Origin of the sequence: Halopenitus persicus, from assembly GCF_900107205.1 — an archaeon.
Lineage (GTDB): Archaea > Halobacteriota > Halobacteria > Halobacteriales > Haloferacaceae > Halopenitus > Halopenitus persicus.
Window position 1 is genome coordinate 191,961 of sequence record NZ_FNPC01000005.1, and the last position, 24,558, is coordinate 216,518.

Here is a 24,558-nt window from a genome sequence, read left to right on the forward strand (position 1 = left end):
ACCGACCGACGTACCTCGACCATGCAGCTCTCCGCCGTCGACCTCTCGCCGGTCCCCGACTCCGGAACCGCCGCCGACGCGTACGCGAACACCGTCGACGCCGCACAACAGGCCGAGCGGCTGGGATTCGAGCGGTTCTGGGTCGCCGAGCATCACGCGATGGCCGACACGCTCGCGGGCACGACGCCGGAGGTCCTGATCGGGCATCTGGCCGCGGAGACGGACGCGATCCGGCTCGGCTCCGGCGCCGTGTTGCTCAACCACTACAGCCCGTTCAAGGTGGCCGAGGTCTTCGGCGCGCTGGACGGGCTCGCGCCCGGCCGGATCGATGCGGGGCTCGGACGCGCGAACGGTTCGCCGGCGGCCGACCGCGCGCTCGGGACCGACCGCCACGCGACGGACCCCGACGGCGACCACCGCGAGAAGATCGAGGCTGTCGTGGCCCACCTCGCGGACGAGTTCCCGGAGGACCACGCCTACAGCGACCTCCGGATTCCGCGGTCGGGAGCGGCGATGCCCGTCCCCTGGGTCCTCGGTTCGAGTCCCTCAAGCGCCGCGATCGCCGGCGAGCTGGGCCTGCGGTACTGTTTCGCCGCCTTCATCCGACCCGGGTTCGCGGAACGCGCGTTCGAGACCTACCGGAACCGGTTCGATCCCGCCGACGGGCCCGGCACGCCCGACTCCCCGCACGGGATCGTGGCGGTCAACGCCGTCTGTGCACCGACCGACGCGGAGGCGGCCCGGCGGCGCGCCGTCGCCGAGGCCTCCTTCGCGCGAATGCGTCGCGGGGTCGTGGGAACCCGCCCGTCGATCGAGGAGGCGATCGACGAGCTGGGCGGCGTGCCCGATCCGACCCCGGAAACGCTCGCCGCGGACGAGTGGCCGCGAGCGATCTCCGGCGACCCCGACACGATCGCCGGCCTGCTCGAGCAGCTGACCGACCGCGTCGGCGTCGACGAGGTGATGATCCAGCACGTCCAGGCCGACCACGCGGACGCGCTGGAGTCCCACCAGCTGATCGCCGAGGGCGTCGGACTGGCCTGAGTCAGGCGGACGCCGCACCTGATCGTGGATCCGAATATAAATGACGAAAAATATATAAAAATAGAGATTAGACAGAATAAATATACTTATCTGGATGAGTCCATCACTTCCGTGGACGAGCGTTACGTCGCTTCGACGCCGTCGGTCGTTTCAGCACCAGCGTTTATTAGGGTATAGCTGAACGTGCTGAACACCGCTTTATGTCAGTTCCGGAGAAGGACGGCGTTGCCACGCTGCCATCGTTTGCAGCACTGGACGTACAGGCAGTCCTCGCGAACGAGCGGCGTGGTGCAAGTATTCAGCTTGATGAGGTGTATTTTCGAGGACAGCAGTTGGCGATGGATGCGGTTGAGACCACGCCGACGCTGACGGAACGCCGGAACATCGCCGTTCGATCACGCCGGTTCCACGATCAAATTCAACTCGACTTCGACTCTCTCACGCACGAAACCCTCAGATCAGCGTCCACGAAGTATCGAGAGTTGCTGCAACGGCTTCCGGAGGTGCAGTATCTCAAACGGCAGTTTCCCGGCACGTGCTTTGTACTCCCGGAATGGTTACGTACGCCCGAGAGGGTCAACTATGGAGCACGCATCTATTTTTTCCGCGAGGAGGATGCACCGGCACCGGACGACGTCCTTGACCGGAATATCGACGCGGTCGTCGCCGATGATCGCGCCGCGTTCGAACGGTATCAGGGAGCGCTTCACGGGTATCCGGAGTGTTGCATCGAGTTCTTCTCGGAGCATGAGCGACGGGCGAAAACGAGCCCGGAGTTGAAAGCCATCGAACCGATCGAGGAGTATCTTGATGAAGAGACGCTGCCGACGGATGAGACTCCGCCACCCTCGATCGATTCCATCATCGATGGGATATTTGAAACGCCACACGTGTACGCATTCTTTGCACGCGAGTTTTTTCCGGAACCGAGCTGTGAGCAGGCTCGGCGTCGCGGAGCCGCCATCCATGATACCCTCAGCGACGCCCATCCGGAACCCATCGTCAAGGACTACTTTCGGATCAATGCGGGCTGGAGCTATCTGATGGCACAAGCGACCACGCCCGAAGCGAAGAGCGCGACACGACCACCGGCGGGAGCGATCGGTCGGGAACACCTCCTGTTTTTCCTTCCGTTATCAGTGATGACCCGACAGTATCAGCGGACCGGAAAATGAGATACCCTGAATTACGGCAACAATATAAAATATCAAATATAGATCGAAATATTATATTTATGGGTGGGGCTATCCCGATGCCGACCGGACAGATCCCGCCTAGCCGTCCTTGTTCACGTTGACGTCGTCGAAGGTCCGGTCGCGCTCGGTGACGTCGACGGTCATCGAGCCGACGTCCTCGATGGTGGCCTCGATCGTGTCGCCGTCGGACAGCGCGCCGACGCCCTCGGGCGTGCCGGTGGTGATCACGTCGCCGGCCTCGACGGTGGCGCCGATGGAGGCGTACTGGACGACGTTGCCGCAGGTGTAGACCATATCCGAGGTGTTGTCCGACTGGCGGACCTCCCCGTTCAGCTGCAGCTCGAGGTCGAGGTTCTGGGGGTCGTCGATCTCGTCGGCGGTGACGACCGCCGGGCCGATCACGGTGAAGGTGTCGTAGGACTTGCGGTTCGAGCGGTCCTGGTCGCCGCGGACGGAGATGTCGAGCAGGATGGTGTACCCGAAGATGCCGTCCCACGCCTCCTCCGTGGAGACGTCCTTGACGTCCTCGCCCATCACGAACGCGAGCTCGACCTCGTGGTCACACCGCCGGTCGGAGAAGGGGAGCTCGATCCCGTCGTCGGGGCCGACGACGCTCGAGGGGGCCTTCAGGAAGTAGCCCTTGTCCTCGATCGAGAACCACTCGTCGGTGGTGATGTCGCGGTCGGCGATCGCCTCCTCGATGTGGTTCTCGTAGTTCAGCGGCGCGGCGATCACCTTGCCGGGCCGGCGGATCGGCGAGCCGAGATGGGCGTCCTCGACCGCGACGTCCGCCTCGGCGTCGGCGTACTCGCTCGCGTCGTCGTCGCTCTCGATGTATTCCGCGAGCGGATCCTCGGATTCGAGCCCGAGCCGGTCGGTCAGATCGATGATTCCGGTTCCGTCGTCGGTGAGCAATCCGAGTCGACCCTCGTCGTACTGGACGAATCGCATACCCGTGTGACTCGTGGGCGCATACATAATCATGACGAAGTCGGATCCACGCCGGATGAGGTCGGATCCGGCGGATCGAGACGCGAACCGAGACGAATCGAGTGCGGACATGTTCGCACGATCCTTCACCCGGCTGCCGGCGGTATCGCCGATACCGAAATGTCCGCCATCCACGACGGTCGACGGGAAAGCGCCACGCCGGAAGGAAGCGCCACGCTGGAGGGGTTCGACCACGCGTCCGGGTTCCACTGCGGCTCGACGGCGTTGCGGGGACTGGCGGAACGGTACGGCTGGACGTGTTCGGGAGTGAACGGTCCGACGTGTTCGGAGACCATCTGCTTCGGGCTCGGCGAGGGGATCGGGTTCACCTACTTCACGCCCGGTTCGAGCCCGGACCGAGCGTTCTTCGGTCGATCGCCGGGACTCGAGACGACCTTCCTCGACCGGATCGGCGTGGCGTACGACCGTCGGTCCGGCGACGACTGGGCGCGGACCCGCGACCGTCTCGAGACGCGGCTCGCGAACGGTGACCCCGTCCTGCTCGCCACGGACGTCGCCGGGCTCCCGTACTTCGACACCGACACCCACTTCGCGCCGCACCGGGTCCTCTGCGTCGGACTCGAGGACGGCCGTGACCGCGAGCACGATCGAGGCGCCGCAGGTGCCGACCGCGTCGCGCTGATCGCCGACAACGAGTTCGACGACGTCAAGCGGGTGCCGCTGACGACGCTCCGGGACGCGATGACCGACGACCACCTGGTCCCGATCCGAAACCGGACCACGGTCGTCACGGATCCGGAGCCGGAGCAGCCGGCGACGGACCGGATGGGCGCCGCCACGGTCGAGGCGGCGATCGCGGCGACCGCCCGGTCGATGCTCGATCCCGCCGCCGCGTCGGGGCCCTCCGGTGCGGCGGTTCCGGACGGCTCAGCGGGTCCGGACGGCTCGGCGGCGTCCGCGGTGGCTGCGGTGACCGGGATCGAGGGGATCCGGACGCTCGCCGCGGACCTCCCACAGTGGGTCGACCGCTCCGAACCGCGGTGGACCGCTCGGCTGGCGGCCCAGAACGTCGACTCGCGGGGGACCGGCGGCGGGGCGTTCCGGCGACCGTACGCGTCGTTCCTCGAGCGGGCGGCCCGGGTGGTTCCTGCGCTCCCGGAGACGGCGCCGGACCGAATGCACGGGATCGCGGACGACTGGTCGCGGCTCGCGACGACCTTCAGGCGCGCCAGCGAGGCCGAAACGGATGCGGAGCTGTCGACCCGCCTCGCCGAGGCGTCCCGCCGAGTGCGGACGATCGCCGACCGCGAGGAACGGTTCTGGCGGCGGGCGCTCGCGGCGCTCGCCTGACGCGGTCGCGGCGTCCGTCCCCGGATCGCCCCGCCACGGAGGACAACAATTATTGGGACCGGCCACCGTTCGACACGTACTCACGTCCCATATGAACTACCTCGACGCATTCGACCGGTCGGTCCGGTGTCACCCGGAGCGGGACGCGGTCCGGACCGACGACGGCCGATCCCTGACGTACGCCGCCCTCGACGAGCGAACCGACCGCCTGGCGACCGCCCTCGAGGAACTCGCGCCCGGCGAGCGCGTCGCCACGCTCGCGTACAACGGCAGCGAGGTCATCGAGGTCCTCCTCGCGAGCCACAAGCGCGGGCTCGGGAACGTGCAGCTTCCCTTCCGCGAGAGTGCCGGCGCCCTCGTGGAGATGCTCGAGCCGACGGACCCGGCGGTGCTCGTCTTCGACGGGCGAACGGCCGACCGCGCCCTCGACGTCCTCGACCGGACCGCGATCGAAACCGGAGTCAGCATCGACGGCGACGGAACCGACCGCGGGGACGTCCGCGAGTACGAGTCGCTCGTCGCCGACGTCGCCCCCGACGCCGGCCGGCCGCAATCGTACGGAAACGAACACGGGATGTTGTTCACGAGCGGGACGACCGGCGTCGCAAAGGCGGTGCCGTTCGACCAGGAGCAGCTGTGGTACGGCAGCACCCAGGACGTCATGGAGATGCAGCTGGACCACCGGGACGTCGGCGTGCTCACGACGCCGTGGTACCACATGGTCACCACGAACGCGTGGATCATGCCGCACCTGCAGGCCGGCGCCACGCTCGTGGTCCAGACCGACTTCGATCCGCCCGAGACGCTCGCCCTGATCGAATCGAACGCGGCGACCGGGCTGCTCGCGGTCCCGACCCAGCTACACACGCTCGTCGACGAGCAGCGCGAGGGGAGCTACGACCTCGGGTCGCTGTCGTACATCCGAACCGGCGGGTCGGTCGTGACCGAGGAGCTCTCCGAGGCGGTCGCCGAGCACCTCAGCGAGGGGCTGTACAACACCTACGGGCTCACCGAGGGCGGCCCGAACCTGGCGTTCGCGGACCCCGAAACGCAACGGGCGAACCCCGGCACGATCGGCACGGAGTCGTTCACCTGGGAGCTGCGCGTGGTCGAGTCAGTCGGGCCGGAGGTCGAGCCCGACCCGACCGCCACGGTCGATCCCGGCGAGACCGGCGAGGTGATCGGCAAGAGTCCCGGGATGGCCACCGAGTACGTCGGCCGGCCGCGCGAGAGCGAGCGCCTGACCGTCGACGGCTGGCTCCGAACCGGCGACGTGGCTCGGGTCGATTCGGACGGGCTCCTCTACATCGTCGACCGGGTGGACAACATGATCGTCAGCGGCGGCGAGAACGTCTATCCGCAGGAGGTCGAGGGCGTGCTGACCGCCCACGAGGACGTCAGGGCGGCCGCGGTCGTCGGCCGCGAGGACGAGCGGTGGGGCCAACGCATCGCCGCCGTCGTCGCGGTCGACGGGGACGTGACCGAGGCGGACCTCGACGCGTACTGTCAGGCTCACGACGAACTGGCCGACTTCAAGCGCCCCCGCGAGTACGTGATCACCCGGGAGTCGTTCCCGCGGACCTCGACCGGGAAGATCCGGCGCGACGACGTGCGGACGACGTTCTTCGAGGAGTGACCGCCGACGACGAGAAGTGAGAGCCGATTTCGAGGAGTGACGGCCGGTTACGAGGACGGCTCCGCCTCGGCGTAGAAGTTGAACGCCTCGAGGACGGGGCGGTCGCTCATCCCGAGCAGGATCGCCTCGTCGTCGGGCTCGTGGTGGTGAATCTCGTCCGGCGGGACGATGAAGACGTCCCACTGGCTCCACTCCAGGGCCTCGTCGCCGACGTGGGTCGCGCCCTCGCCCTCGATGACGAAGTAGACCTCGGTGGCGTTGTGGAAGTGCGGGTCGGTCGGCCCCTCGTTCAGCAGCTGGGCACGGAACGTCATCGTCGGGAACAGCGGCGGGCTCCCGGTCGCGGGGTTGACGTACGAGAGGCTGTAGCCGTCGTGGGGGTCGGGCTCGTCGTTGTCGGCGCGCTGGCGCAGCGCCTCGAGCATCTCGTCCCAGCCGAACCGGTACGGCGGCGTCGGCTCGCGGATCCCCTCGAACGGCCCGGGGATCGAGCCGTCGCCGGAATCCCCCTCGGGACGGCCGTTGCCGTACTGGGAGTCCCAGTAGCCCGGCGTCTTGGTGACCGGCTGGCGCTCGAGCTCGTGGTTCTCGAAGACGTTCCGGGCGTTCATCGAGTCGAGCACGAGCGGCAGGTCGAGGACGTCGAGCCAGGCGGCGGTCTCGTCGGAGTCGTTGACGTGGTCGTGCCACTCCCACTGCGGGGTGGTGATCAGGTCGTTGTTCCGCATCGGGAACTCCTCGCCGGCGACGACCGTCTTCATGTCCTCGTGGCCGTCGATCGCGAACCGGAGCGCGTTCGCACCGTGACGGTGGGAGGGCGCCGTTTCGCCGGGCGAGACCGTCTGGATCCCGACGTAGATGCTGTTCGAGATCGCGTGGGCGGTGTTGATCGGGACGGCGACGCGGCGCTGGAACCCCGGCGGGAGGTCGGCGATCGGCACGTCCTCCTCGATGTGGTCGATCGCCTCCTGGACGTCCTCCCACTTCCAGACGTCCGCCTCGGGGTCGTCGAGGGCGGTTCCCATCTCGTCCTCGACCTCCCACAGCGGGCGGAGGCTGTGCTCCTCGAGGATCGTCCGGGTTTCGGAACTCAGCTCCAGGAGCTCCTCCGGATCAGGCTCTGACTGTGCCATAGTGTCCCGTTATCGCAGGATCGGCATAAGTGTATTGGCGGTCGAGACGGTCGAACGCGGATCGTCGGCTGACGGCCTACGTCTGCGCGTCGAAGACGTCGTCGGTCGCGAAGACGGCTCGACAGTCCTCACAGACCATGCGCCGCTGGACCGCGTACTCCCAGAGCTTGCCGCCGCAGTCGAGGCAGTCGAAGTGCGCCTGCACGAACGGGCTCTCCTCGGCGTAGGGGTTCTCGAACTCGGCCATACCCGACGCGACGGGCGGGCCGGGCAAAAGGATATCGGCAGGATCGATGTCCGCGGACCGATGTCGGCGGATCGACGTCCGCACGACGGACGTTGTTCCGGTCGAAAAGTGTCGAAAGGGATATGCCGGCGGTCTCTGTACACGGCGTATGAACGTTGGTAGCCTGTTCCAACCGGCGTCGATCGCCGTGGTGGGCGCCTCGCGTGCCCCCGAGAAGATCGGCCACCAGGTGCTGGTCAACCTCCGGCCATTCGACGGCACGATCCATCCCGTCAACCCCTCGGCGGAGGGCGAGATATTCGGCCGGGAGTTCGTCGCCTCGGTGACCGAGATCGACGACGACGTCGACCTCGCGCTCGTGGCGGTGCCGGCGCCGGTCGTTCCGGACGTGATCGAGGAGTGTGCGGCCGCCGGCGTCGACGCCGCCGTGATCTACGCCGGCGGGTTCGCCGAGGCCGGCCCGGAGGGGGAGGACCGGCAGGACCGGGTCGTCGAGACGGCGACGGACCACGGGATGGCGGTCCTCGGACCGAACACGAGCGGGTTCGTGATCCCCGGCGACGGTCTGTGCGGATCGTTCGCAAGCGGCGTCGAGGAGGTTCCGGCCGGCGGCACCTGCGTGATCGCCCAAAGCGGCGGGGTCGCCCACTCGCTGGCGTTTCAGACGCTCCGGGAGGGGCGCGGACTCTCGGCGATGGTGGGACTCGGCAATCGCGCGACGGTGGGTTTCCCGGAGGCGATCGGTCACTTCGACGACCACGCCGCCACCGACGCGATCGTCCTCCACGTCGAGGGCACCGACCGGGGCCGCGAGCTCCTCGAGGCGTCGCGGGCCGCGGACACGCCGGTGATCGCCTACAAGGTCGGGGAGTCGGACGTGGGCGCGTTCGCGGAGTCGCACACCGGCGCGCTGACCGGCGACCACGAGCTCTATCTCGCGGGCTTCGAGCAGTACGGGATCCCGACCGTCGAGTCGACCCGGGAGCTGCTCGACGGTGCGGCCGTGTTGGGCGACGGACCGCTCCCGGCGGGCCCCAACGTCGGCGTCATCACCGCCCAGGCCGGTCCGGGGATCATCATCGCCGACCGGATCCAGCGCTCCGGCGGGCGCCTCCCCGAACTCGCCGACGCAACGAGCGAGGAGATCGCGGGGATCCTGCCGGGGATCACCTACGCCGAGAACCCGATCGACACCGGCCGGCCGATGCCCGAGTTCGGCGACGTCGTCGCCGCGGTCGCCGCGGACGACGCGGTCGACGTCGTCCTCGTGAACGAGCTGTACGAGGACGCCCTCGGGTTGCCCGTCGACCGGATGCGGTCGCTGGTCGAAACGGTCGAGAAGCCCATCGTCTTCGCCACGGACGGTCCCCCGGCGGACTTCGAGGACGACGTCGCCGCGCTCGAGGAGATGGGGATCCCCGTGTTCCACTCGCCCGAGCGCGCCGCGGACGTGGTGAGCCTGCTCGCGCGGTACGGCGCGCTCGCGGACGGGGGACGTCAGGAACCGAATGACGAACGGCAGGAGCCGAGCGACGACGGAACCGCTGACTCGACGGGGGTGAACGCCGATGTCTGACCGCGGCGCCGCCGACGGAACGACCGCCTCCGACGCCGCGACGCCACTCGACACGGTGACCCGGATCGACGAGGACGCCGTCGAATCGATCATCGAGCGTGCCCGCGCCGCCGGCCGCACCACGCTGACCGAGGCCGAGTCGAAGTCGCTGCTCGACGCGGCGGGCATCGAGACCCCCGACCGCGCGGTCGTCGCCGACGCGGAGGAGGCGATCACGGCCGCGGAGGCGATCGGCTATCCCGTCGTCGCGAAGGTCTCGTCGCCCGCGGTCACCCACAAGACCGAATGGGCGGACGGCGCCGGCGTCGCGCTCGACCTCGCCGATGCGGACGCGGTCGCCGACGCGACCGACGCGATCCGCGAGGCGGCGGCCGCCGAGGGGATCGAGGCCGAGGTGCTGATCGAGGACGCCGCCGCCCTCGACGCGGGGACGGAGCTCATCGTCGGCGGGATGAACACGCCGTCGTTCGGCCCCGTGGCCCTCGTCGGGCTCGGCGGCGTCTTCACCGAGGTGTACGAGGACGTCGCCCACCGGATCGCGCCGGTGACGGCGGCGGAGGCGCGCGCCGCGGTCGAGTCGCTGACGGCCGCGCCGCTGCTGTCCGGCTATCGCGGGCGGCCGCCGGGCGACGTCGACGCGCTCGTCGAGACGGTGCAGGCGGTCGGCGACCTCCTCGTCGAGGCGCCGGCCATCGACGAGATCGACGTCAATCCGGTGCTCGTCTCGCCGGACGGCGCGGTCGCGCTGGACGCGCTCGTCGTCCTCGCGGAGTGATCGCGAATGCGGAGCGAGACGTGGTCCCGAAGCCGGGCGGGACGCCGGCATCGTGAGGGAGATCGAGAACACGGCCGGAACCGGCTCGGTTGCACCGGAGGACGGAACCCGTGAGCGGACGGGTCCGCGAGCGCCTCGGCAGCCCCAGGATCGCGTTCCCGATCGCGGCGATCGCGGGCACGATCCCCCTCGTGGCCGTCGGCGGCGACCCGGGGCGGATGCTCTCGATCACCGTGTTCTGCATCGGCCTCTGGGTGCTCTCGCCGATCCGGCCGGCGTACACCAGCGTGATCGGGATCGGGCTGCTCGCGGCGGTCTTCACGCCGGAGCTGGCGCTGTCGGGCTTCGGATCGTCGGCGACGTGGCTGGTCGGCTTCGGCCTGCTGATGGGGGTCGCGACCCGTCGAAGCGGGCTGGCGGAGCTCGCCGGCGACCGCGTGATCGCCCGTTGCGTGCCCGCGTCGGTTCGGTCCGGCGCCGGGACGATGGCCCCGACGCGGATCTATCGGCGCCTCCTCGTCGGCCTCGGGCTCTCGGCGCACGCGCTCGCGCTGCTCGTCCCCTCCGCGCTCGTGCGGGTGCTGCTGCTCGCACCGATCCTCTCGGCGATCGGCTCGCGGTTCGACGACCGGACGGCCCGGGTCGGGCTCTATCTGGGTCCGCTGTTCGCGACCTTCTACGGCTCGCCGGGGTTTCTGACCGCCGACCTGCCGAACATCATCATCTCCGGGCTGGCCGAGTCGGTCGCCGGCCACGCGATCGCCTGGAGCGAGTGGGCGCTGCATCTGTACCCCGTGATGGGGATCACGCGAGTGATCGCCGTGCTCGCGGTCGTGTATTTCCTCTTCCGGCCCGACGCCGACTCGACGGTCGCTTTCGAGGGAGGCGGTATCGAGTCGGCCACGGAGGACGACGTCGCGTCCGCATCCGAGGACGATACCGGCGATTCCGACACCCGAGATTCCGATGCCCGCGATTCCGATACTCGCGATGACGCCGACGTCACCCGCCCCGGCCGAATGTTGGCGTTCCTGCTCGTCGGGACGGCGATCTGGACGACCGACTTCCTGCACGGACTCGACCCGGTCGTGGGCGCGATCGCGGTCGTGGTCCTGGCGTTCCTGCCCGGGATCGGGGCCGTCTCCTTCGAGATCGTCGACGCGGAGGCGGACTTCACGATCCTCTTTTTCGTCGCGGTCGTGCTCTCGATCGGCGACGGGCTCGCGGCGACCGGCGTCTCCGAAGCCGCGGCGACGGTGCTTTTGGGCTCCATCCCGGCGGACGTGCCGCTGGCGGTGAGCCTGACGCTCGTCTACCTGAGCACCGCGGCCCTGGCGCTGCTGATGGAGGGGTTGGCCGTGGCGAGCGTGCTCACCCCGGTGCTCATCCCGTTCGCGGAGGCGTCCGGGCTCCCGCTGACGCCCGTGTTGCTCTCGGAGACGCTCGCGCTCAGCACCTACTTCTTCCCCTACCAGTCGGCGGTGCTGATCGCGATGCTCGCGGAGGGCGACGTCGAAACGGGGGAGCTGATCCGCACGACCGCCGCCTGCTCGCTGGTGACGATGGTCGTCCTCTTTCCGCTCCAGCTGCTGTGGTTCGGAGTCCTGTACTGAGCTGCTGTGGTTCGGAGTCCTGTACTGAGCTGCCGTGTTCGAGTTCCCGTACTGAGAGGATCGCGGGCGGTCCGGGTTCACGAAGGGACCGCAAACGCTTTGATGTTCGTCGCGTAACGCGAACACGTCTCATATGAGCGAACCTACCACGGACGCGCCGGTGCTGATCGCCGGCGCCGGGCCGGTCGGGATGACGACGGCGCTGGCGCTGCACGCCCGCGGCGTCGAATCGACGATCCTCGAGCGCGACCCCGCGGACCGCGATCGGTCCGGGAGCCGGGCGATCTACGTGCACGGGTCGACGCTGCGGACGCTCGAGCGCATCCACCCCGGGCTCGGCACCGACCTCGTCGACGAGGGGCTCGTCTGGCCGACCCGCCACACGCGCTGGCGGGGCAAGCAGGTGTTCCGGCGGACCTACGACTCGCCGGGCGGGTCGGGCGACATCCCGCATTTCACCAGCCTCCCGCAGGTCGTGACCGAGGAGTACATGCACGAGGCGCTGGCGGAGGCCGGGATCGACGTCCACTGGGAGGCCGAGGTCGAGACGGTCGACTCCTCGCCCGACGGCGTGCGCGTCGAGACGACGGACGGCCGCGAGTGGACGGGCGAGTACCTCGTCGGCGCGGACGGCGGCGGTTCGCGGGTTCGCAACGAGATCGGCGCCGAGTTCGAGGGCGACCAGTCGGAGAACTCCTTCATCATCGCCGACATCGAGGACCCCGACGAGGACCCGCTGCCGCTCGAGCGGCTGTTCCACTACGACGCCCCGGAGACCGACGGGCGCAACGTTCTACTGGTCCCGTTCGAGGGGGGCTGGCGGCTCGACATCCAGTGTTTCGAGGACGACGACCCCGAGGCGCTCACGGAGGACGGGCGGATGCGCGAGTTCGTCCGCGACGTGATGGGTGAGGAGTACGTCGACCACATCACCTGGGTGTCGACCTACAAGTTCCTCCAGGTGATGGCGGACTCCTTCGTCGACGAGCACCGGCGCGTGCTGCTGGCCGGCGAGGCGGCCCACCTGCTGGCCCCCTTCGGGGCGCGCGGGATGAACTCCGGGGTCGCCGACGCCGACGAGGCGGCCTCCGCGATCGCGGTCGCCGTGAACGCCCGGACCGACGCCGTCGCCCGCGACGAGGTCGAGCTCTACGCGGCCCGCCGCGAGACGGCCGCCGAGTACAACCTGAACGCGGCCGGCCAGGCGCTCGAATACCTCCAGGGGGAGGACCCCGTCACCGTGTTGCGCAAGGAGGCCGCCGCGTCGCTTGCGGACCACTTCGAAGCGGCCGGCGAGTGGCTCGACGACGCCCCCTACGGCCCGCACGGCACCCCGCCGATCGTCTCGACGGGCAACTACTGACCGCCGCTCCCGACTCCGGCTTCGAGAGCGGCCAGCCAGGAACGTCGATCGACGTCGATCACTCGAGGTCGAGCTTCTTCGCGACCCAGTTATCGCGGGCGGCCATCACGAACGCCTCCTCGTCGGCGAAGTCGGTGTGTTCGGCGACGAACTCGTCCCAGAGTCCGCTCGGCACTTCGCCGAGGTCGCCAGCAACGTCGGCGTCCGAGGGACTCGCGGCAACCAGCTCGTCGAAGGTCTCGAAGTCGGTGTGTGCCGCGACGAACGCGTCGTCGAACAGCGCCGACAGCGGGATCGGCTCCTCGCGGTCGTACACCTCGTCGGCGTCCGGCAGGTCTGCGTGCGATTCGGCGGCGGCTTCGAGGTCGGCTCCGATGACCATACCCGACGATCGATCCCCGAGTACGTAAATCCCCACGGTGGCGCCGCGTTCGGGCCGCTCGCGGCGACGCGGTGACGCGAGCGGGGGAAACGCGTCGGAACGAAGCAGCAAAATCGTTCTCTGATGGAGAACAATTATCGCGGATCGGTCCGGTCGACGATCGACGCGTGTGGATCGGGACGTCGACGTGACGGGTGACACGTTCGCCGCGCCGATCGATCCCGCTGAGAAATATATTACGAACCTATGGTTGTAATATATCGGAGACCGCGGAGTGCTCCTTCGAAAACTCATTCACTCATAAAGAACGAATAAATATTGAATAGATCTATTTAAATAATCTGTAGTTGGCTGTATATGCGATAAATACTTGTAAAAGATCTATAAGACACGATATATAGTTTGAAGCACGACGAATATGGGATAACTACCGATCACTATACGAGAACGAGCCGCGCGGTACGGCTACCGATAGGTGAGGTTCAACTCGAGGTCGTTGACGGCGGTCAACAGTCGGTCGGCGTACTCGTCGTGGATCCGGTCCTCGGTCAGCCGGTTGGCGGCGCCGGCGATCGAGAGGGCGCCCTGCACGCGGTCGCGGTGCACGATCGGGACGCCGACCGCGTGGATCCCGGCCATGTCCTCCGCGAGGTTGAGCGCGTAGCCCCGTTCCCGGACCGTCTCGAGCTCCGCGAGGAGCTCGTCGAGGTCGGTGATCGTGGCGTCGGTGCGCCGCGGGAGCCCGTGTCGCTCGACGATCTCGACGACGCGCTCCTCCGGGAGTCGCGAGAGGATCGCCTTTCCGCCGGAGTTGAGGTGGAGGTGTCGCCAGGTGCCGACCAGGGAATCGACGTTGACGTCGAGGGAGCCGCCGTCGCCGAAGAGGTACATCCCCATCCCGTTCTCCTCGGTGATGAGCCAGACCATCTCCCCGGTCTCGTCGGCCAGCTCCCGGATGAGCGGCTTCGCCTTCCGGAAGACGTCGTACCGGGTCCGGACGTACGATCCGTACCCGAAAAAGCCCAGTCCAAGCCGGTACTCGTCGCCCTCCTTGACGGCGAACCGGTGGTTCCGGAGCGTGCTCAGATGCTTGTGCACCGCGCTCTTCGAGAGGTCGAGCTCGTCGGCGATCGCCGTCACCCGTGCCCCGTCGCGCTCGCGGAGCACGTCGACGACCGCGAACATCGTCTCGACCGACTTCACGGTTCCCGCGTTCCCGTCCGTCATGGGCGAACCCGCGCGGGCGGAGGGCAAAAGCGTTGTGTTCGCTGTGGGAGAACTTCCGTTCTCACGCTCCGCCGATGCCGAGCGGCGGCGTGAGCCGCCGGGATCCTACGACGCCGACCGCGTCGACAGCGAGATCCCGCGGTCGGCGAGCAACACCGCGAGGACGTACCAGCCGATCGCGATCAGGACGATCGTGCCGCCGGCGGGGATCCCGTAGCCGTAGCCGATCAGGATCCCGGCGACGACGGAGGTCTCCCCGACGAGCACCGCGAGGTAGATCGCCTCCCGGAAGCTCGTGGCGACCTGGGAGGCCGCCGCGGTGGGCACGACGAGCATCGCCGCCACGAGGATCACGCCGAGCACCTGCATCGATCCCACGACGACCATCGCCGTGAGCACGATGAGCAGCCGGTTATAGCCGGCGACGTTCAGCCTGGCCACCCGGGCGGCCTGCTCGTCGAAGGTGACGTACAGCAGCTGTTTGTACCGCGACCCGACCGCGGCGAGGACGACCGCGGAGACGACGACCATCAGCCAGGCGCCGTCGACCGGGACGAACGAGATGTTGCCGAAGAGGAACGCCTCGATGTTGAGCCCGGAGAACCCGCCGCCCCAGGAGATGATGATGGTCCCGAGCGCGAACGACCCCGTCAACATGATCGCGATCGGGACGTCGCCGTAGGCGGCGGCGTGCTCGGCGAGCCACTCGACCGCGAGGGCGCCGATCACGGCCGCCACGAGCGCCGACACGAGCAGCGGCGCGGACCAGCCGGTCGCGCTCCCGACGAGCAGCCCGCCGGCGACGCCCGCGAAGGCCGTGTGCGCCAGCGTCTCGCCGATCAGCGCCATCTCCCGATGGACGATGAAGATCCCCACGAGCGGGCCCACGATCCCGATCAGCGCGCCCGTGGCCAGCGAGTACCAGACGAACCGGAACCCGAACAGCTCCAGGCCCGTCACGGCGCCGACCGCGCGTCCGAGCAGGACGAGGTACGCCGCGAACCCGCCGCCCGGGAGGCCCAGCGACGCGAGCCCGTCGCTGACCATAAACGCCACGAGCAGGAGGACGGCGCCGGCGATGCCGACGACCGCTCCGTGCAACAGTCGACGCCGCGTGATGAGTCCGGTCATCTCAGGGATGGGTCCGGTCATCTCAGTGATGGTGGTGGACGACCGTCCCGGTCGCGCCGTATGCGCGCTCGAGCGCGTCGCTCTCGACGAACGATTCCGTGTCCCCGTGGTGGTACAGCTCGCGGTTGACGCAGGCGATCCGCTCGGCCCGGTCGGTGACCACGCCGATGTCGTGTTCGATCAGGACGATCGCGATCCCCTCGTCGTTGAGCTCGTCGAGGAGCCCGTAAAACCGGTCCCGCGACTCCGCGTCGACCCCGACGGTCGGCTCGTCGAGCGCGAGCAGGTCCGCCTCGGAGGCGAGCGCGCGGGCGATGTAGGCGCGCTGACGCTGCCCGCCCGAGAGGGCGTTGATGCGCCGGTCCCGAAGGTCGTCGACGTCGACCCGCGACATCGCGTCGCGGACGATCGTGCGGTCGTCGTCGGTGAGCCGTTCGGCGCCGCGGTGGGGATACCGTCCCATCTCGACGACCTCCTCGACGGTGACCGGCATCGTCGACCCCTTCTGTGTCGCCTGTTGGGCGACGTAGCCGATCCGGTGGCCGTCCTCGAACGCCGCGACCGGCTCGCCGAACAGCTCGACCGACCCCGAATCGGGCTCTTTGAGTCCCAACAGCAGGTGCAACAGCGTCGTCTTCCCGGAACCGTTCGGGCCGATCAGTCCGAGGAACTCGCCGGACTCCACCTCGAGGGTGACGTCCTCGATCGCGACGGTGTCGCCGTAACTGAAGGTGACGTTCCGGGCGGCGGCGACCGTGCTCATGCGTCGACCCCCAGCCCGGCCTGGAGAGCCGGCAGAGTGATCTCGGTCAGCTGCTCGACGTAGCCCCAGCCCCGGTCGTTCCACTCGGCGGTGGTGCCCTCGGCCGGCGAGACCTCCCGCACCTCGGAGGCGGTCGAATTGCGGACGATCGTGTTCGCGAGGTCGTTCGAGCCGAAGTGGTCGGCGAGGATCACGTCGATCCCCTCCCGGTCGACGAGGTCGATCGTCGCCGAGATCTCGTCCTGGTTCGGCTCCGCGTGCGGGGAGACCCCCTGCGGGGAGTGCACGGTGAAGTCGTACCGGTCCCCGAGATACCGGTAGGAGTTGTGTCCCGCGAGCACGACCGTCCCGTGGGTACGGTCGGCCAGTCCCTCCTCGAACGTCGCGTGGACGTCCTCGAGCCGGCTTCGGTAGGCCTCGGCGTTCGCGGCGTACACGTCGGCGTTGTCCGGATCCGCCGCCTCGAGCCCCGCCCGAACGTTCTCCACGCTTTGCGACGCGCGGACGGGGTCGGTCCAGTAGTGAGGATCCACCCCGGACCGGTCGGCCGCGGTCTCGTCAGTTCCGGTTTCACCGTGGTCGGCGGTCTCGTGGTCGGCGGTCTCGTGGTCGCCGTGGCCGTCAGTTTCGTGCTCCCCGTCGTGATCGTCGGTCCCGTGGCCATCGCCGCTTTCGTGTGCGTGATCCGCGTCCGCCGCGAGCAGCTCGATCCCGTCGAGGGCATCGACGAGCTCGACCCCGGGGTAGTCCCGCTCGATCGTGGCGGCCGCGTCCAGCGCCCAGCGCTGGAATCCCTCGACGTCGAGGTAGACGAACAGCTCGTGGGAGGCCACCTCGGTGGCGAGCTCCGGGCCGGCCTCGTAGGCGTGGCCCATCGTGCCCGTCGGGATCGGGTTCTCGACGGGGAACGTCTCGCCGCCGACGTGCCGCGCGAAGTCGTACAGCGTGAAGAAGGCGGCATACCCGCCCTTCTCGAGCGACCGCTCGCCGGCGATCCGCCGGAGCTGTCCGGTACAGCCGGCGGTGGCGGACGTCGCGAGCACGCCTGCGGTCCCCGCCAGGAGGTCCCGCCGTGTGTGAGTCATACGATCCGATAGGGCGTCCTCGCTTATGAGTGTTATTATATTGGAGTCTAGAATTAATAACAAACAGCACTGGCCGTACTGTTCAGATAATTTGGTTTTGGCAAGGCCTAGGCAAGTAACTATGTTTCGGCGGTTGCTTGATCGACGTAGCGAAATAGTTTATAAATTCATTTATTTGGTGTTTTAGTTCTTTGTAGATTTATTTGGTAGTGTTTAATTTCTGTATGTTTCATATTGGAATCGGAGGCAGTGTCGACGGAGTGCTTCTTGGATCACCGAGTTCTATCGATGAGAAATAGCGTGTCGTCGACAGTCGTGTGTCTCGTGTAATCCGCCAAAAAAGATCGATGAGAGACGAGATTTTGTGTTCTTCCAACCACCACGTAAAAGATTTCGTGTTTATCAGTGTTGACAGCAGCGTACAGCCAGTAGCGCTGGTTATCAATCTGAATTACAGTTCCATCGACCGCAACGTAATTCGAACTCTCCCCTTCAACCGGCTGTAGATCGGCTTTCTGTATCCAGTTGTGGACAGTCGATCGACAGCTCTCGACACCAATCTTTCAACCTTTGAGATAATATCTATAGATTATATTTTTTCAAAATAGAGTCGAATACCGGGATACATTGTCCACCGCAATGTCGCTTCTCTCTCCAAATTATGGCCCGAAGCAGTCGCTACTCCGCTGGGGCAGTTGATCTCGGGCATAGATTACTCAGAGGTTCAGTCACTTCAGCCTTCAATTCTAATCAGGTGCCATCGGTGTAAGGATATACGGCAGTGACGAATTCATCTGCACTTTGTGACGCTATGGAGTGTCAGTTAATTATCACATATGGAATAATATCTCGGCGATTTATTCGACTTTCAAATCAATACTGCTACCTACAGGTACATAGAACCCAGATGCGATTCGGTTAGGAGCGAGTCGGGAGTGCAATAGGGTTTTTCAACCGTTCAATGGACTGCATCTTTCTGTGTACACTATAAATAACAGGAATCATAAATACTGCGATAACTTGTATTGTCTGATTCGTTGTCAGCATTGCTGTCAACCCGACCACGATATAAATAGTTCTTAATAACACATTCACGGGGCGGTTGAATGACAAATAGGCGTTGATACCGTAGATAAGGCCAATTGATCCGAGTAGAACTAGCCCTGAGCTGGTCAGGGCAGAGAGGTCTACTGACGTGATCAAGATCTCAGGATGATAGACGAAGACGAACGGCAGAATGAACAGCGAAAATGCGATTTTCATTCCATAGTATGCAGTTTTTATGAACCCAGCGCCTGCGATTCCCGCGGCCACGGCCGACACGACCGCGATTGGGGGTGTGAGCCCGGCCAATATTGCGCCATAGAACACGAAAAAGTGTGCTGCAAGCTCCGGGACTCCAAATTGGTTGATGAGTGTGGGCGCGACCAAAAGGGCAACAATCGTGTAGGCTGCGACAGTCGGCATTCCGAGTCCCAAGATAATGGATAAAGCGAGGCTAAGAATTGCTCCCAATAGTAGAATACCGCCTGTCAAACCGATCATACGGAGGGAAATAGCGCCGGGAACACCGGTGGCGAGGAGAATCGTTACCACCCCGCCAATCGCCGCCATAATGATCGCGATCGGTGCGGTGGAGTACGCCGCTGACCGAAAGCCGTCAACGGTGTTTCGAAGCTCCTGCCCGAGAGTGGTGACAGGTTCTGTTTCAGTCGCTGGGTCGATCATCGTCTGGATAACAGGCAGGCTGACACCGAGAATCAGCATAGATATCGCGGTGTAAAGGGCCGACGTCATCACCGTCCACTGGAGAACTCCGAGTGTATAGACAAGAATCCCAAACGGAACGAGGAAACGTATGCCATCAAAGAAATAGTGGACTCTGGATTTGTTTTCGATTTCGGCGATGTCCACCACTGAGTCTCGGTCGAGCTCGTGCTTTCCGATGATGTGCGCAGCGATACCGATATTGAGGACGAGGATCAGAGCCGGGACGATTCCCGCAACGAGTATCGTCGTGTAGGAGATCCCGAGGATGGATGCCATTACGAAGGCCCCCGCACCCATAACCGGAGGAAGAACTTGTCCCGAAGTCGACGCTACTGACTCGATTGCAGCGGCAATCTCGGGCCTCACTCCATTACGTTTCATTAGAGGAATAGTGATAGAACCGGTCATACTGGCGTTCGCCGTTTGACTCCCGTTTATCGAGCCGATGATAGCACTTGAAATGACGGCTGTCTGAACAACACCAGAATCAATATATTTATTTGTCTTACCAGCAAAGTTGAATATAACGTCGAAGACGCCGTAACTATTGAGGAAGGCGGCATAGAGTAAGAAGAGAGCAATCCATGCTGCCGTCAATTCGTTCAGAAATCCGAAGAAACCGCTGATATCGAGAACGAGGAGCTGTAACAGTCGACGAAACGATAGGCCTCCGTGGCCGAGTGTTCCAGGCAGGTACTGACCAAAGTACCCGTATCCGACTCCAACCCCAATGATAACGAGAAAATGAGTTCCAAATTCACGGTGAACCAAGAATAAGAGGTTTAGAGTGAAGAAGGCGGCGAGGATATACTCATGACTGAGCGCGTAACCAACTCTGACTACCGACAGCTCATTGAAATTAGCTACAAGGTAGGCAGTTGTGGCAACTGTAATCGCGATTGACACTCCAAGAGAGGCAATTTTGACGATCCTCCATTCATCATCTTTGCCGACTTCTGCTATCTCTTTGAGAGCGTAGATGGACAGCATACCACCGAGGAAAATGATCCCATACTTGGCCTTGGGCATCATTTGGGTATGCGCGTAATAAATCACGGCTGTCCAGACAGCTAACGATAAAATCGTGATTAGGCCTCCTAACCGACTATCGAGGTCTGGGTCCATATGACTATCACACTCATCACCTGTGATAAAGATACCGGCGTTCACTAACTCCAATCTGCCAATAGACGGAGATTACGGACTGAGGTGTCTTTCCGTCTCTCCCTTCGCTCACTGATTCCACGGTCCACACCTAGGATACCCGATCACATTCGAAGGATGTATCACGAGAGTGCAGACGTGATCGGCATTTAGAAACTCGCTCTTGGATAGAAGATTGTTGGCCAGTTCTCAGCAGTCGCTGGAATTCACAGCGGGCAAGGGTGACCGCGTCATCAGACGAACGAAGTTACCAATCAAGACGTCCGTCTCGGAGCGTTGAGCCGTGAACCTGTTCCAGCAGGTTCGCTGGGGTAACGACGTCATTTGTGTTTACGCTGCCGTTCCAAATCCGTGATTCACGGCAGCTATCGAGCGTTTCAGCGGTATCTGTGAGAGAATTGCGACCGCACATTCAATTCCTGCTTGCAGACCACAAAGAAGAGTCGGTGACCGTCTATACTGATGGCTTTCGGGCGTACGATACACTCGATGAGGACGATGTGTTCGACCGCAAATACGTCGTCTATAGCGCGGTGAGTACGTTGACAGAGATGTACACGTGAACATCTGCGAACCACACCCCGCTGACGCGACGGCGGCTCTCGCCACATCGAGGTCTCTCCAAAGACAGGCTCACACCGGATCTCAGAGCGTTCCAACTCCGCCGCGAATTCTTCCGAGAACCAGCGAAAGAAGCGTTGAAAACCAACCCGAAACACTCTAACTCACAAACAATCTACGCGATAAAAGCGTAGAGACTTTACAGGACCGTATCAGTCTGACGAAAGTAACTCACCCAATCGTATCGCCAGCAATTCTCGGCCCCGTTCACGGTGTAAGGACAATTAACATTCAAGACCACCGACACTCACTCGCGTTCGGAGCAGACAGGATGGTCCATCGTTGCATAATGTCCTCTCGTACGTTATCAAGGCGAAAGAGAACGCCGTTCCGACGAACCTACTACGTGGATAACCTGGGATCAGTAAATGATATCCACGTCTTATCCATTAGGATGGTCGAAGTTCCCCATTTCCCCGAGATATCACTGTCGATCCAAATGATCCCTGAAACATAGGATTTCCAAGATTTGTTTTATTTTCAAGGAATTATCACCAAATTCCACGGTGAACACCTTTTGCAGAGACAAGGAGAGTCTGTTAGCTCTGTTCTGCGAATCTCTTCCGAGTGGAGCGTGGATTACGTGCTAACATCTCCGACTTTCCAGTCATCATTCCAGGCGTCATTCTCTTTTAAGAACGCTGCGGCACCGGGATGAATTGGCTGGTCAGGGAGGTACGATGCAGAGAACGTGTCCACCTCACCGTATGGTAGCGTATTGGAGTCGGCTTCTTCGACGGTATCCACGTGGTCGTGTAGGACACTGAGAATTTCGTGGACGACGTCCTTGGGTACCTCTGATCCGAATCTGAGTTGGCCGTCGAGGGACCAGCTCGTGACTTTGTCCGTTAGTTTTGTCACGTCTTGATCCCATCCATAGGGTTCGATCTCGACTTTACGAGCACCGCCGACATTGTCAACTGCCTTTTCGAATGTAGGACCCATCTCGATCGCGTAGACATCTGCGTTAACGTCGATCTGTTGCCCCCAAGAGACAAGCGATTTCCCATTGACGCCGTACGTGGCAAACGCATCAATACGGTCTTCAGCGATAGCACCGGGGACGTCACCAACGTCCACATTTACCGGCTGGATGTCGTTCCACATATCGGCTTCCTTCAGAATCGTCTCTGTGAGCAGCCGAGTACCGAAACCCGGTTGAATCGGGAAAACATTCTTTCCGGAAAGATCAGCGGTTGATTCAATCCCAGACCCTTCGACTGCGAGCCAATAAATCTGGATCGTTGTATAGCCCAGTCCCTGGTAGGGGAGGCTCTCTACGGGTTGATCATTGAATTTACCTGCTCCTTGGAAAGCCAAGTCGGCAGTGTTGTTGTCTAGGGAAACCGCTGGAATATTACCCTTGTCGTATAAATAAGCGTTTGAAACCCACCCTTCTGTCTCCTGTACTGACATTCGTGCCTTTTCTGCGTGTTCATCAAGTGCACGCGAGACAGCTTGACAGAATTGGAAGGTATTTCCGCCGGACGAGCCCGCACCCATCGGCACAGTGTACTGCTCCTGTTCTGCCTCTCCGGTAGTTTCTGTACCGCCACTACTGTCTCCACTAGAGTCAGTTCCGCTTCCGTTACCGGAACTACCACCCATACACCCGGCCAATCCGAGCGATGCTGATGATACGCCCAGGTATTTCAGAATCTGACGTCGACTCGAATCGAGTTTGCTACTCTCTGCCATATTGCAATCATAGTACTCTGTAGGAGGTATTTAAAACTATCGCTCAACTGCTGATGGATGATCTGGAGTCTAAGATAGCAAATCGGTACACTTGTCGGCCTATTGAGGAACTACAAACGGAACTAAAATCTCTTCAAATACCGAATTTTCAGATGTGAAATTTATTATTGCAGACGGTATACACCCCGGTGTCTCAGAGATTCCGTTACAGAATTAGTTTTGTAATTGGATACTTTGGGAGCGGGAGGAGAGTGAGTTTGACACTAGTAGTCCCTCCGAAGGCATCAACGACTAACATACAAACGGGTTTTGGTACGGAAGCAATTTCAACTGGCTCAATCACCAATTCCGTCACCGCCTAGGGATACACAACGGCAACGGCACAAGCAAAATAGTACCTGATTCCACAAGAAGGGCAAGCGGAGCGTATCCGTTCTGCAAATACCGAAATATCTATTGAGAAAATATAGTCTAGGAAGAAATAGATTTTTACCTTTCGAGGAGAAACAATCTCTATGGGGCTATTTGACACGCCAAATCGGACTGTGAAAACCGCCGACACGGTTTTCGAGATGATTCGGTATCTCCGAGAATCAAACGGAGGCACTGTAACAGAGATCGCGGACGCACTCGACATCGCAGAGAGCACTGCCCACACGTATTTAGCAACCCTATTTGAACACGAATACGTTGTCAAAGATGGCTCCCGATATGGACTGAGTTTGAAGCCGCTCGACAACGGGATGGTGGTTCGAAACACTATGGACCTGACTACCGCAGCGCGCTCGGTCATTAATCAGGTTGCAGAGGAGACCGATGAAGTCGTTTGGATCGTAGTCGAGGAACACGGACGAGCGGTGTATTTGATGAAAAGTGTTGGCGAGAAAGCCGTCCAGACTCGCGGTCGTATAGGAAAACGCACGCCGTTACACGACATCGCCGCGGGCAAAGCCATCCTCGCGAATTTACCGATATCTCGCGTCGAGGCCATCATCAACCGTTACGGCCTCCCGGAGCGAACCGGAAGCACAATCACCAATCCCGACACGTTATTCGAGGAATTAGAGACTATTCGGGATCGTGGATTCGCGATGAACAGAGGTGAGACTATACAAACCGTCCATGCGGTTGCGAGCCCTATTTTAAAGAAGGACGAAGTCCAGGGTGCAATCGGGATTGCAGGCCCTAAAAATCGACTGAGCGGCGACCACTTTACCGAGACATTACCAAACGTGGTTTGCGAAGCGGCCGATACAATCGAGCTGGAACTTACTTACCATTAGTAAGACCAGAGTCCTTCTATCGCGCCGACTGCACCGACTTACACTGTTTTCCTGGACTCATACGGGATCTTACAGCGAGTAGTGAATTAAAGGACTCACTCGTTCGGCTTCGCCAATCGTTCACTATAGTCGACTAGAGGTGTGCACGAAGCCGTCCTTCTCGGACTATCAGGGAACCATCCCGGACACGCGGGCTGAAGAGCACAATAAATAAGCACCTCAACCCCAACCTATACGTATAGTAACTTTCAATGAAGTATTGTGGCAAATAGTGATACAATCAAGTGACACTGGTGTGTTCAGACGGCTCGTGGTTGAGTTTGACCCGGTTCCAGTCACGTTCAGGGCGTTGGTGGCGGTAAACCACACGAGCCTCGTTTTCGACAGCGACCAGTCCTGGGTCCGGAGTCCCAACGCGACGGGGAAATCCGCCCATCGCGTGGGTGAGAAGGTGACTGGTGGGACTGATAACCATACGCGACTCGATGTCAACCACTTTTCTCCTTGCAGGCTGCCCGTACGGGTGACAGAGACGACTCTTTCGGGCGGT

At 63.0% G+C, this 24,558-nt stretch carries 19 protein-coding genes and 2 pseudogenes; 10 read left to right on the forward strand and 11 right to left on the reverse strand.

Annotated features, from left to right (window positions below; genetic code table 11):
• The first annotated feature begins 21 nt into the window (after positions 1–21).
• Positions 22–1,044, forward strand: a complete 1,023-nt coding sequence (locus tag BLV25_RS10225; protein ID WP_092732881.1) for an LLM class flavin-dependent oxidoreductase — start codon at positions 22–24, stop codon at positions 1,042–1,044.
• A 200-nt stretch (positions 1,045–1,244) separates the two neighbouring features.
• The gene (locus BLV25_RS10230; protein ID WP_092732884.1) at positions 1,245–2,219 is read left to right on the forward strand and encodes a hypothetical protein; all 975 of its coding nucleotides are present in this window, start codon (positions 1,245–1,247) and stop codon (positions 2,217–2,219) included.
• 99 nt (positions 2,220–2,318) lie between these two features.
• Here the strand turns inward: BLV25_RS10230 and BLV25_RS10235 are convergent, their stop codons facing one another.
• Positions 2,319–3,191 (reverse strand): fumarylacetoacetate hydrolase family protein, encoded by an 873-nt coding sequence (locus BLV25_RS10235; RefSeq protein ID WP_021074348.1) that lies wholly within the window; start codon positions 3,189–3,191, stop codon positions 2,319–2,321.
• A 159-nt stretch (positions 3,192–3,350) separates the two neighbouring features.
• Between BLV25_RS10235 and BLV25_RS10240 the strand changes: the two genes are divergently transcribed.
• Together BLV25_RS10240 and BLV25_RS10245 are read left to right on the forward strand one after the other, a co-directional pair.
• Entirely contained in the window at positions 3,351–4,541 is a 1,191-nt protein-coding gene (locus BLV25_RS10240; RefSeq protein WP_092732887.1) for a BtrH N-terminal domain-containing protein, read from the forward strand.
• A 91-nt stretch (positions 4,542–4,632) separates the two neighbouring features.
• Positions 4,633–6,177 carry a class I adenylate-forming enzyme family protein gene (locus BLV25_RS10245; RefSeq protein ID WP_092732890.1) on the forward strand — a complete coding sequence of 515 codons (1,545 nt, stop codon included), beginning with the start codon at positions 4,633–4,635 and terminating at the stop codon, positions 6,175–6,177.
• A 47-nt stretch (positions 6,178–6,224) separates the two neighbouring features.
• On the opposite strand, the gene BLV25_RS10250 is transcribed toward BLV25_RS10245, so the two are convergent.
• Both BLV25_RS10250 and BLV25_RS17440 read right to left on the reverse strand, forming a co-directional pair.
• Positions 6,225–7,310, reverse strand: coding sequence for a cupin domain-containing protein (locus BLV25_RS10250; RefSeq protein ID WP_021074345.1), 1,086 nt, complete (start codon positions 7,308–7,310; stop codon positions 6,225–6,227).
• Between the two features lie 76 nt (positions 7,311–7,386).
• Positions 7,387–7,557: a hypothetical protein gene (locus tag BLV25_RS17440; protein WP_176819475.1), complete on the reverse strand. Its 171-nt coding sequence runs from the start codon at positions 7,555–7,557 to the stop codon at positions 7,387–7,389.
• Positions 7,558–7,705: 148 nt separating this feature from the next.
• On the opposite strand from BLV25_RS17440, the gene BLV25_RS10255 reads away from it, so the two are divergent.
• The 4 genes from BLV25_RS10255 (at position 7,706) to BLV25_RS10270 (ending at position 12,884) form a co-directional block, all read left to right on the forward strand.
• Complete coding sequence (locus BLV25_RS10255; RefSeq protein WP_092732894.1) at positions 7,706–9,133, forward strand: CoA-binding protein; 1,428 nt, start codon at positions 7,706–7,708, stop codon at positions 9,131–9,133.
• Complete coding sequence (locus tag BLV25_RS10260; protein ID WP_092732897.1) at positions 9,126–9,908, forward strand: acetate--CoA ligase family protein; 783 nt, start codon at positions 9,126–9,128, stop codon at positions 9,906–9,908. Before BLV25_RS10255 ends, BLV25_RS10260 begins: the two co-directional genes overlap by 8 nt.
• 110 nt (positions 9,909–10,018) lie before the next feature.
• Positions 10,019–11,521, forward strand: a complete 1,503-nt coding sequence (locus BLV25_RS10265) for an SLC13 family permease (RefSeq protein WP_218128625.1) — start codon at positions 10,019–10,021, stop codon at positions 11,519–11,521.
• A gap of 133 nt (positions 11,522–11,654) precedes the next feature.
• On the forward strand, positions 11,655–12,884 hold the full coding sequence (locus tag BLV25_RS10270) for an FAD-dependent monooxygenase (protein ID WP_081758124.1): 1,230 nt from the start codon (positions 11,655–11,657) through the stop codon (positions 12,882–12,884).
• 58 nt (positions 12,885–12,942) lie between these two features.
• Here the strand turns inward: BLV25_RS10270 and BLV25_RS10275 are convergent, their stop codons facing one another.
• The 7 genes and pseudogenes from BLV25_RS10275 to BLV25_RS10300 form a co-directional block, all read right to left on the reverse strand.
• Positions 12,943–13,266 carry a hypothetical protein gene (locus tag BLV25_RS10275; protein WP_021074339.1) on the reverse strand — a complete coding sequence of 108 codons (324 nt, stop codon included), beginning with the start codon at positions 13,264–13,266 and terminating at the stop codon, positions 12,943–12,945.
• A 465-nt stretch (positions 13,267–13,731) separates the two neighbouring features.
• The gene (locus tag BLV25_RS10280) at positions 13,732–14,493 is read right to left on the reverse strand and encodes an IclR family transcriptional regulator (RefSeq protein WP_092732900.1); all 762 of its coding nucleotides are present in this window, start codon (positions 14,491–14,493) and stop codon (positions 13,732–13,734) included.
• Positions 14,494–14,598: 105 nt separating this feature from the next.
• A complete protein-coding gene (locus BLV25_RS10285) occupies positions 14,599–15,624 on the reverse strand; it encodes a metal ABC transporter permease (RefSeq protein WP_021074337.1) in 1,026 nt (341 codons plus the stop codon).
• Positions 15,625–15,646: 22 nt separating this feature from the next.
• On the reverse strand, positions 15,647–16,387 hold the full coding sequence (locus BLV25_RS10290; RefSeq protein WP_092732903.1) for a metal ABC transporter ATP-binding protein: 741 nt from the start codon (positions 16,385–16,387) through the stop codon (positions 15,647–15,649).
• Positions 16,384–17,472 (reverse strand): metal ABC transporter substrate-binding protein, encoded by a 1,089-nt coding sequence (locus BLV25_RS10295; protein ID WP_092732906.1) that lies wholly within the window; start codon positions 17,470–17,472, stop codon positions 16,384–16,386. The genes BLV25_RS10290 and BLV25_RS10295 overlap by 4 nt, the downstream gene beginning before the upstream one ends.
• A 406-nt stretch (positions 17,473–17,878) precedes the next feature.
• A pseudogene (locus tag BLV25_RS18150) lies at positions 17,879–18,029 on the reverse strand (IS6 family transposase); the annotation flags it as partial.
• A 361-nt stretch (positions 18,030–18,390) separates the two neighbouring features.
• On the reverse strand, positions 18,391–20,367 hold the full coding sequence (locus BLV25_RS10300) for a TRAP transporter permease (RefSeq protein ID WP_092732909.1): 1,977 nt from the start codon (positions 20,365–20,367) through the stop codon (positions 18,391–18,393).
• 449 nt (positions 20,368–20,816) lie between these two features.
• Between BLV25_RS10300 and BLV25_RS10305 the strand changes: the two are divergent.
• Positions 20,817–21,161 (forward strand): annotated as a pseudogene (locus BLV25_RS10305) (hypothetical protein); the annotation flags it as partial.
• A gap of 445 nt (positions 21,162–21,606) precedes the next feature.
• Here BLV25_RS10305 and BLV25_RS10310 read toward each other — a convergent pair.
• A complete protein-coding gene (locus BLV25_RS10310; protein ID WP_092732912.1) occupies positions 21,607–22,725 on the reverse strand; it encodes a TAXI family TRAP transporter solute-binding subunit in 1,119 nt (372 codons plus the stop codon).
• A gap of 515 nt (positions 22,726–23,240) precedes the next feature.
• On the opposite strand from BLV25_RS10310, the gene BLV25_RS10315 reads away from it, so the two are divergent.
• Entirely contained in the window at positions 23,241–24,008 is a 768-nt protein-coding gene (locus BLV25_RS10315; protein ID WP_092732915.1) for an IclR family transcriptional regulator, read from the forward strand.
• Positions 24,009–24,558 lie beyond the last annotated feature (550 nt).

Bases quoted from the DNA above. Each gene is read 5' to 3' on its own strand.
- BLV25_RS10225 (WP_092732881.1), top strand. From the start codon at position 22: ATGCAGCTCTCCGCCGTCGACCTCTCGCCGGTCCCCGACTCCGGAACC.
- BLV25_RS10295 (WP_092732906.1), bottom strand. From the start codon at position 17,472: ATGACTCACACACGGCGGGACCTCCTGGCGGGGACCGCAGGCGTGCTC.
- BLV25_RS10230 (WP_092732884.1), top strand. From the start codon at position 1,245: ATGTCAGTTCCGGAGAAGGACGGCGTTGCCACGCTGCCATCGTTTGCA.
- BLV25_RS10285 (WP_021074337.1), bottom strand. From the start codon at position 15,624: ATGACCGGACTCATCACGCGGCGTCGACTGTTGCACGGAGCGGTCGTC.
- BLV25_RS10260 (WP_092732897.1), top strand. From the start codon at position 9,126: ATGTCTGACCGCGGCGCCGCCGACGGAACGACCGCCTCCGACGCCGCG.
- BLV25_RS10310 (WP_092732912.1), bottom strand. From the start codon at position 22,725: ATGGCAGAGAGTAGCAAACTCGATTCGAGTCGACGTCAGATTCTGAAA.
- BLV25_RS10275 (WP_021074339.1), bottom strand. From the start codon at position 13,266: ATGGTCATCGGAGCCGACCTCGAAGCCGCCGCCGAATCGCACGCAGAC.
- BLV25_RS10280 (WP_092732900.1), bottom strand. From the start codon at position 14,493: ATGACGGACGGGAACGCGGGAACCGTGAAGTCGGTCGAGACGATGTTC.
- BLV25_RS10235 (WP_021074348.1), bottom strand. From the start codon at position 3,191: ATGCGATTCGTCCAGTACGACGAGGGTCGACTCGGATTGCTCACCGAC.
- BLV25_RS10240 (WP_092732887.1), top strand. From the start codon at position 3,351: ATGTCCGCCATCCACGACGGTCGACGGGAAAGCGCCACGCCGGAAGGA.
- BLV25_RS10270 (WP_081758124.1), top strand. From the start codon at position 11,655: ATGAGCGAACCTACCACGGACGCGCCGGTGCTGATCGCCGGCGCCGGG.
- BLV25_RS10315 (WP_092732915.1), top strand. From the start codon at position 23,241: ATGGGGCTATTTGACACGCCAAATCGGACTGTGAAAACCGCCGACACG.
- BLV25_RS10290 (WP_092732903.1), bottom strand. From the start codon at position 16,387: ATGAGCACGGTCGCCGCCGCCCGGAACGTCACCTTCAGTTACGGCGAC.
- BLV25_RS10250 (WP_021074345.1), bottom strand. From the start codon at position 7,310: ATGGCACAGTCAGAGCCTGATCCGGAGGAGCTCCTGGAGCTGAGTTCC.
- BLV25_RS17440 (WP_176819475.1), bottom strand. From the start codon at position 7,557: ATGGCCGAGTTCGAGAACCCCTACGCCGAGGAGAGCCCGTTCGTGCAG.
- BLV25_RS10245 (WP_092732890.1), top strand. From the start codon at position 4,633: ATGAACTACCTCGACGCATTCGACCGGTCGGTCCGGTGTCACCCGGAG.
- BLV25_RS10300 (WP_092732909.1), bottom strand. From the start codon at position 20,367: ATGGACCCAGACCTCGATAGTCGGTTAGGAGGCCTAATCACGATTTTA.
- BLV25_RS10255 (WP_092732894.1), top strand. From the start codon at position 7,706: ATGAACGTTGGTAGCCTGTTCCAACCGGCGTCGATCGCCGTGGTGGGC.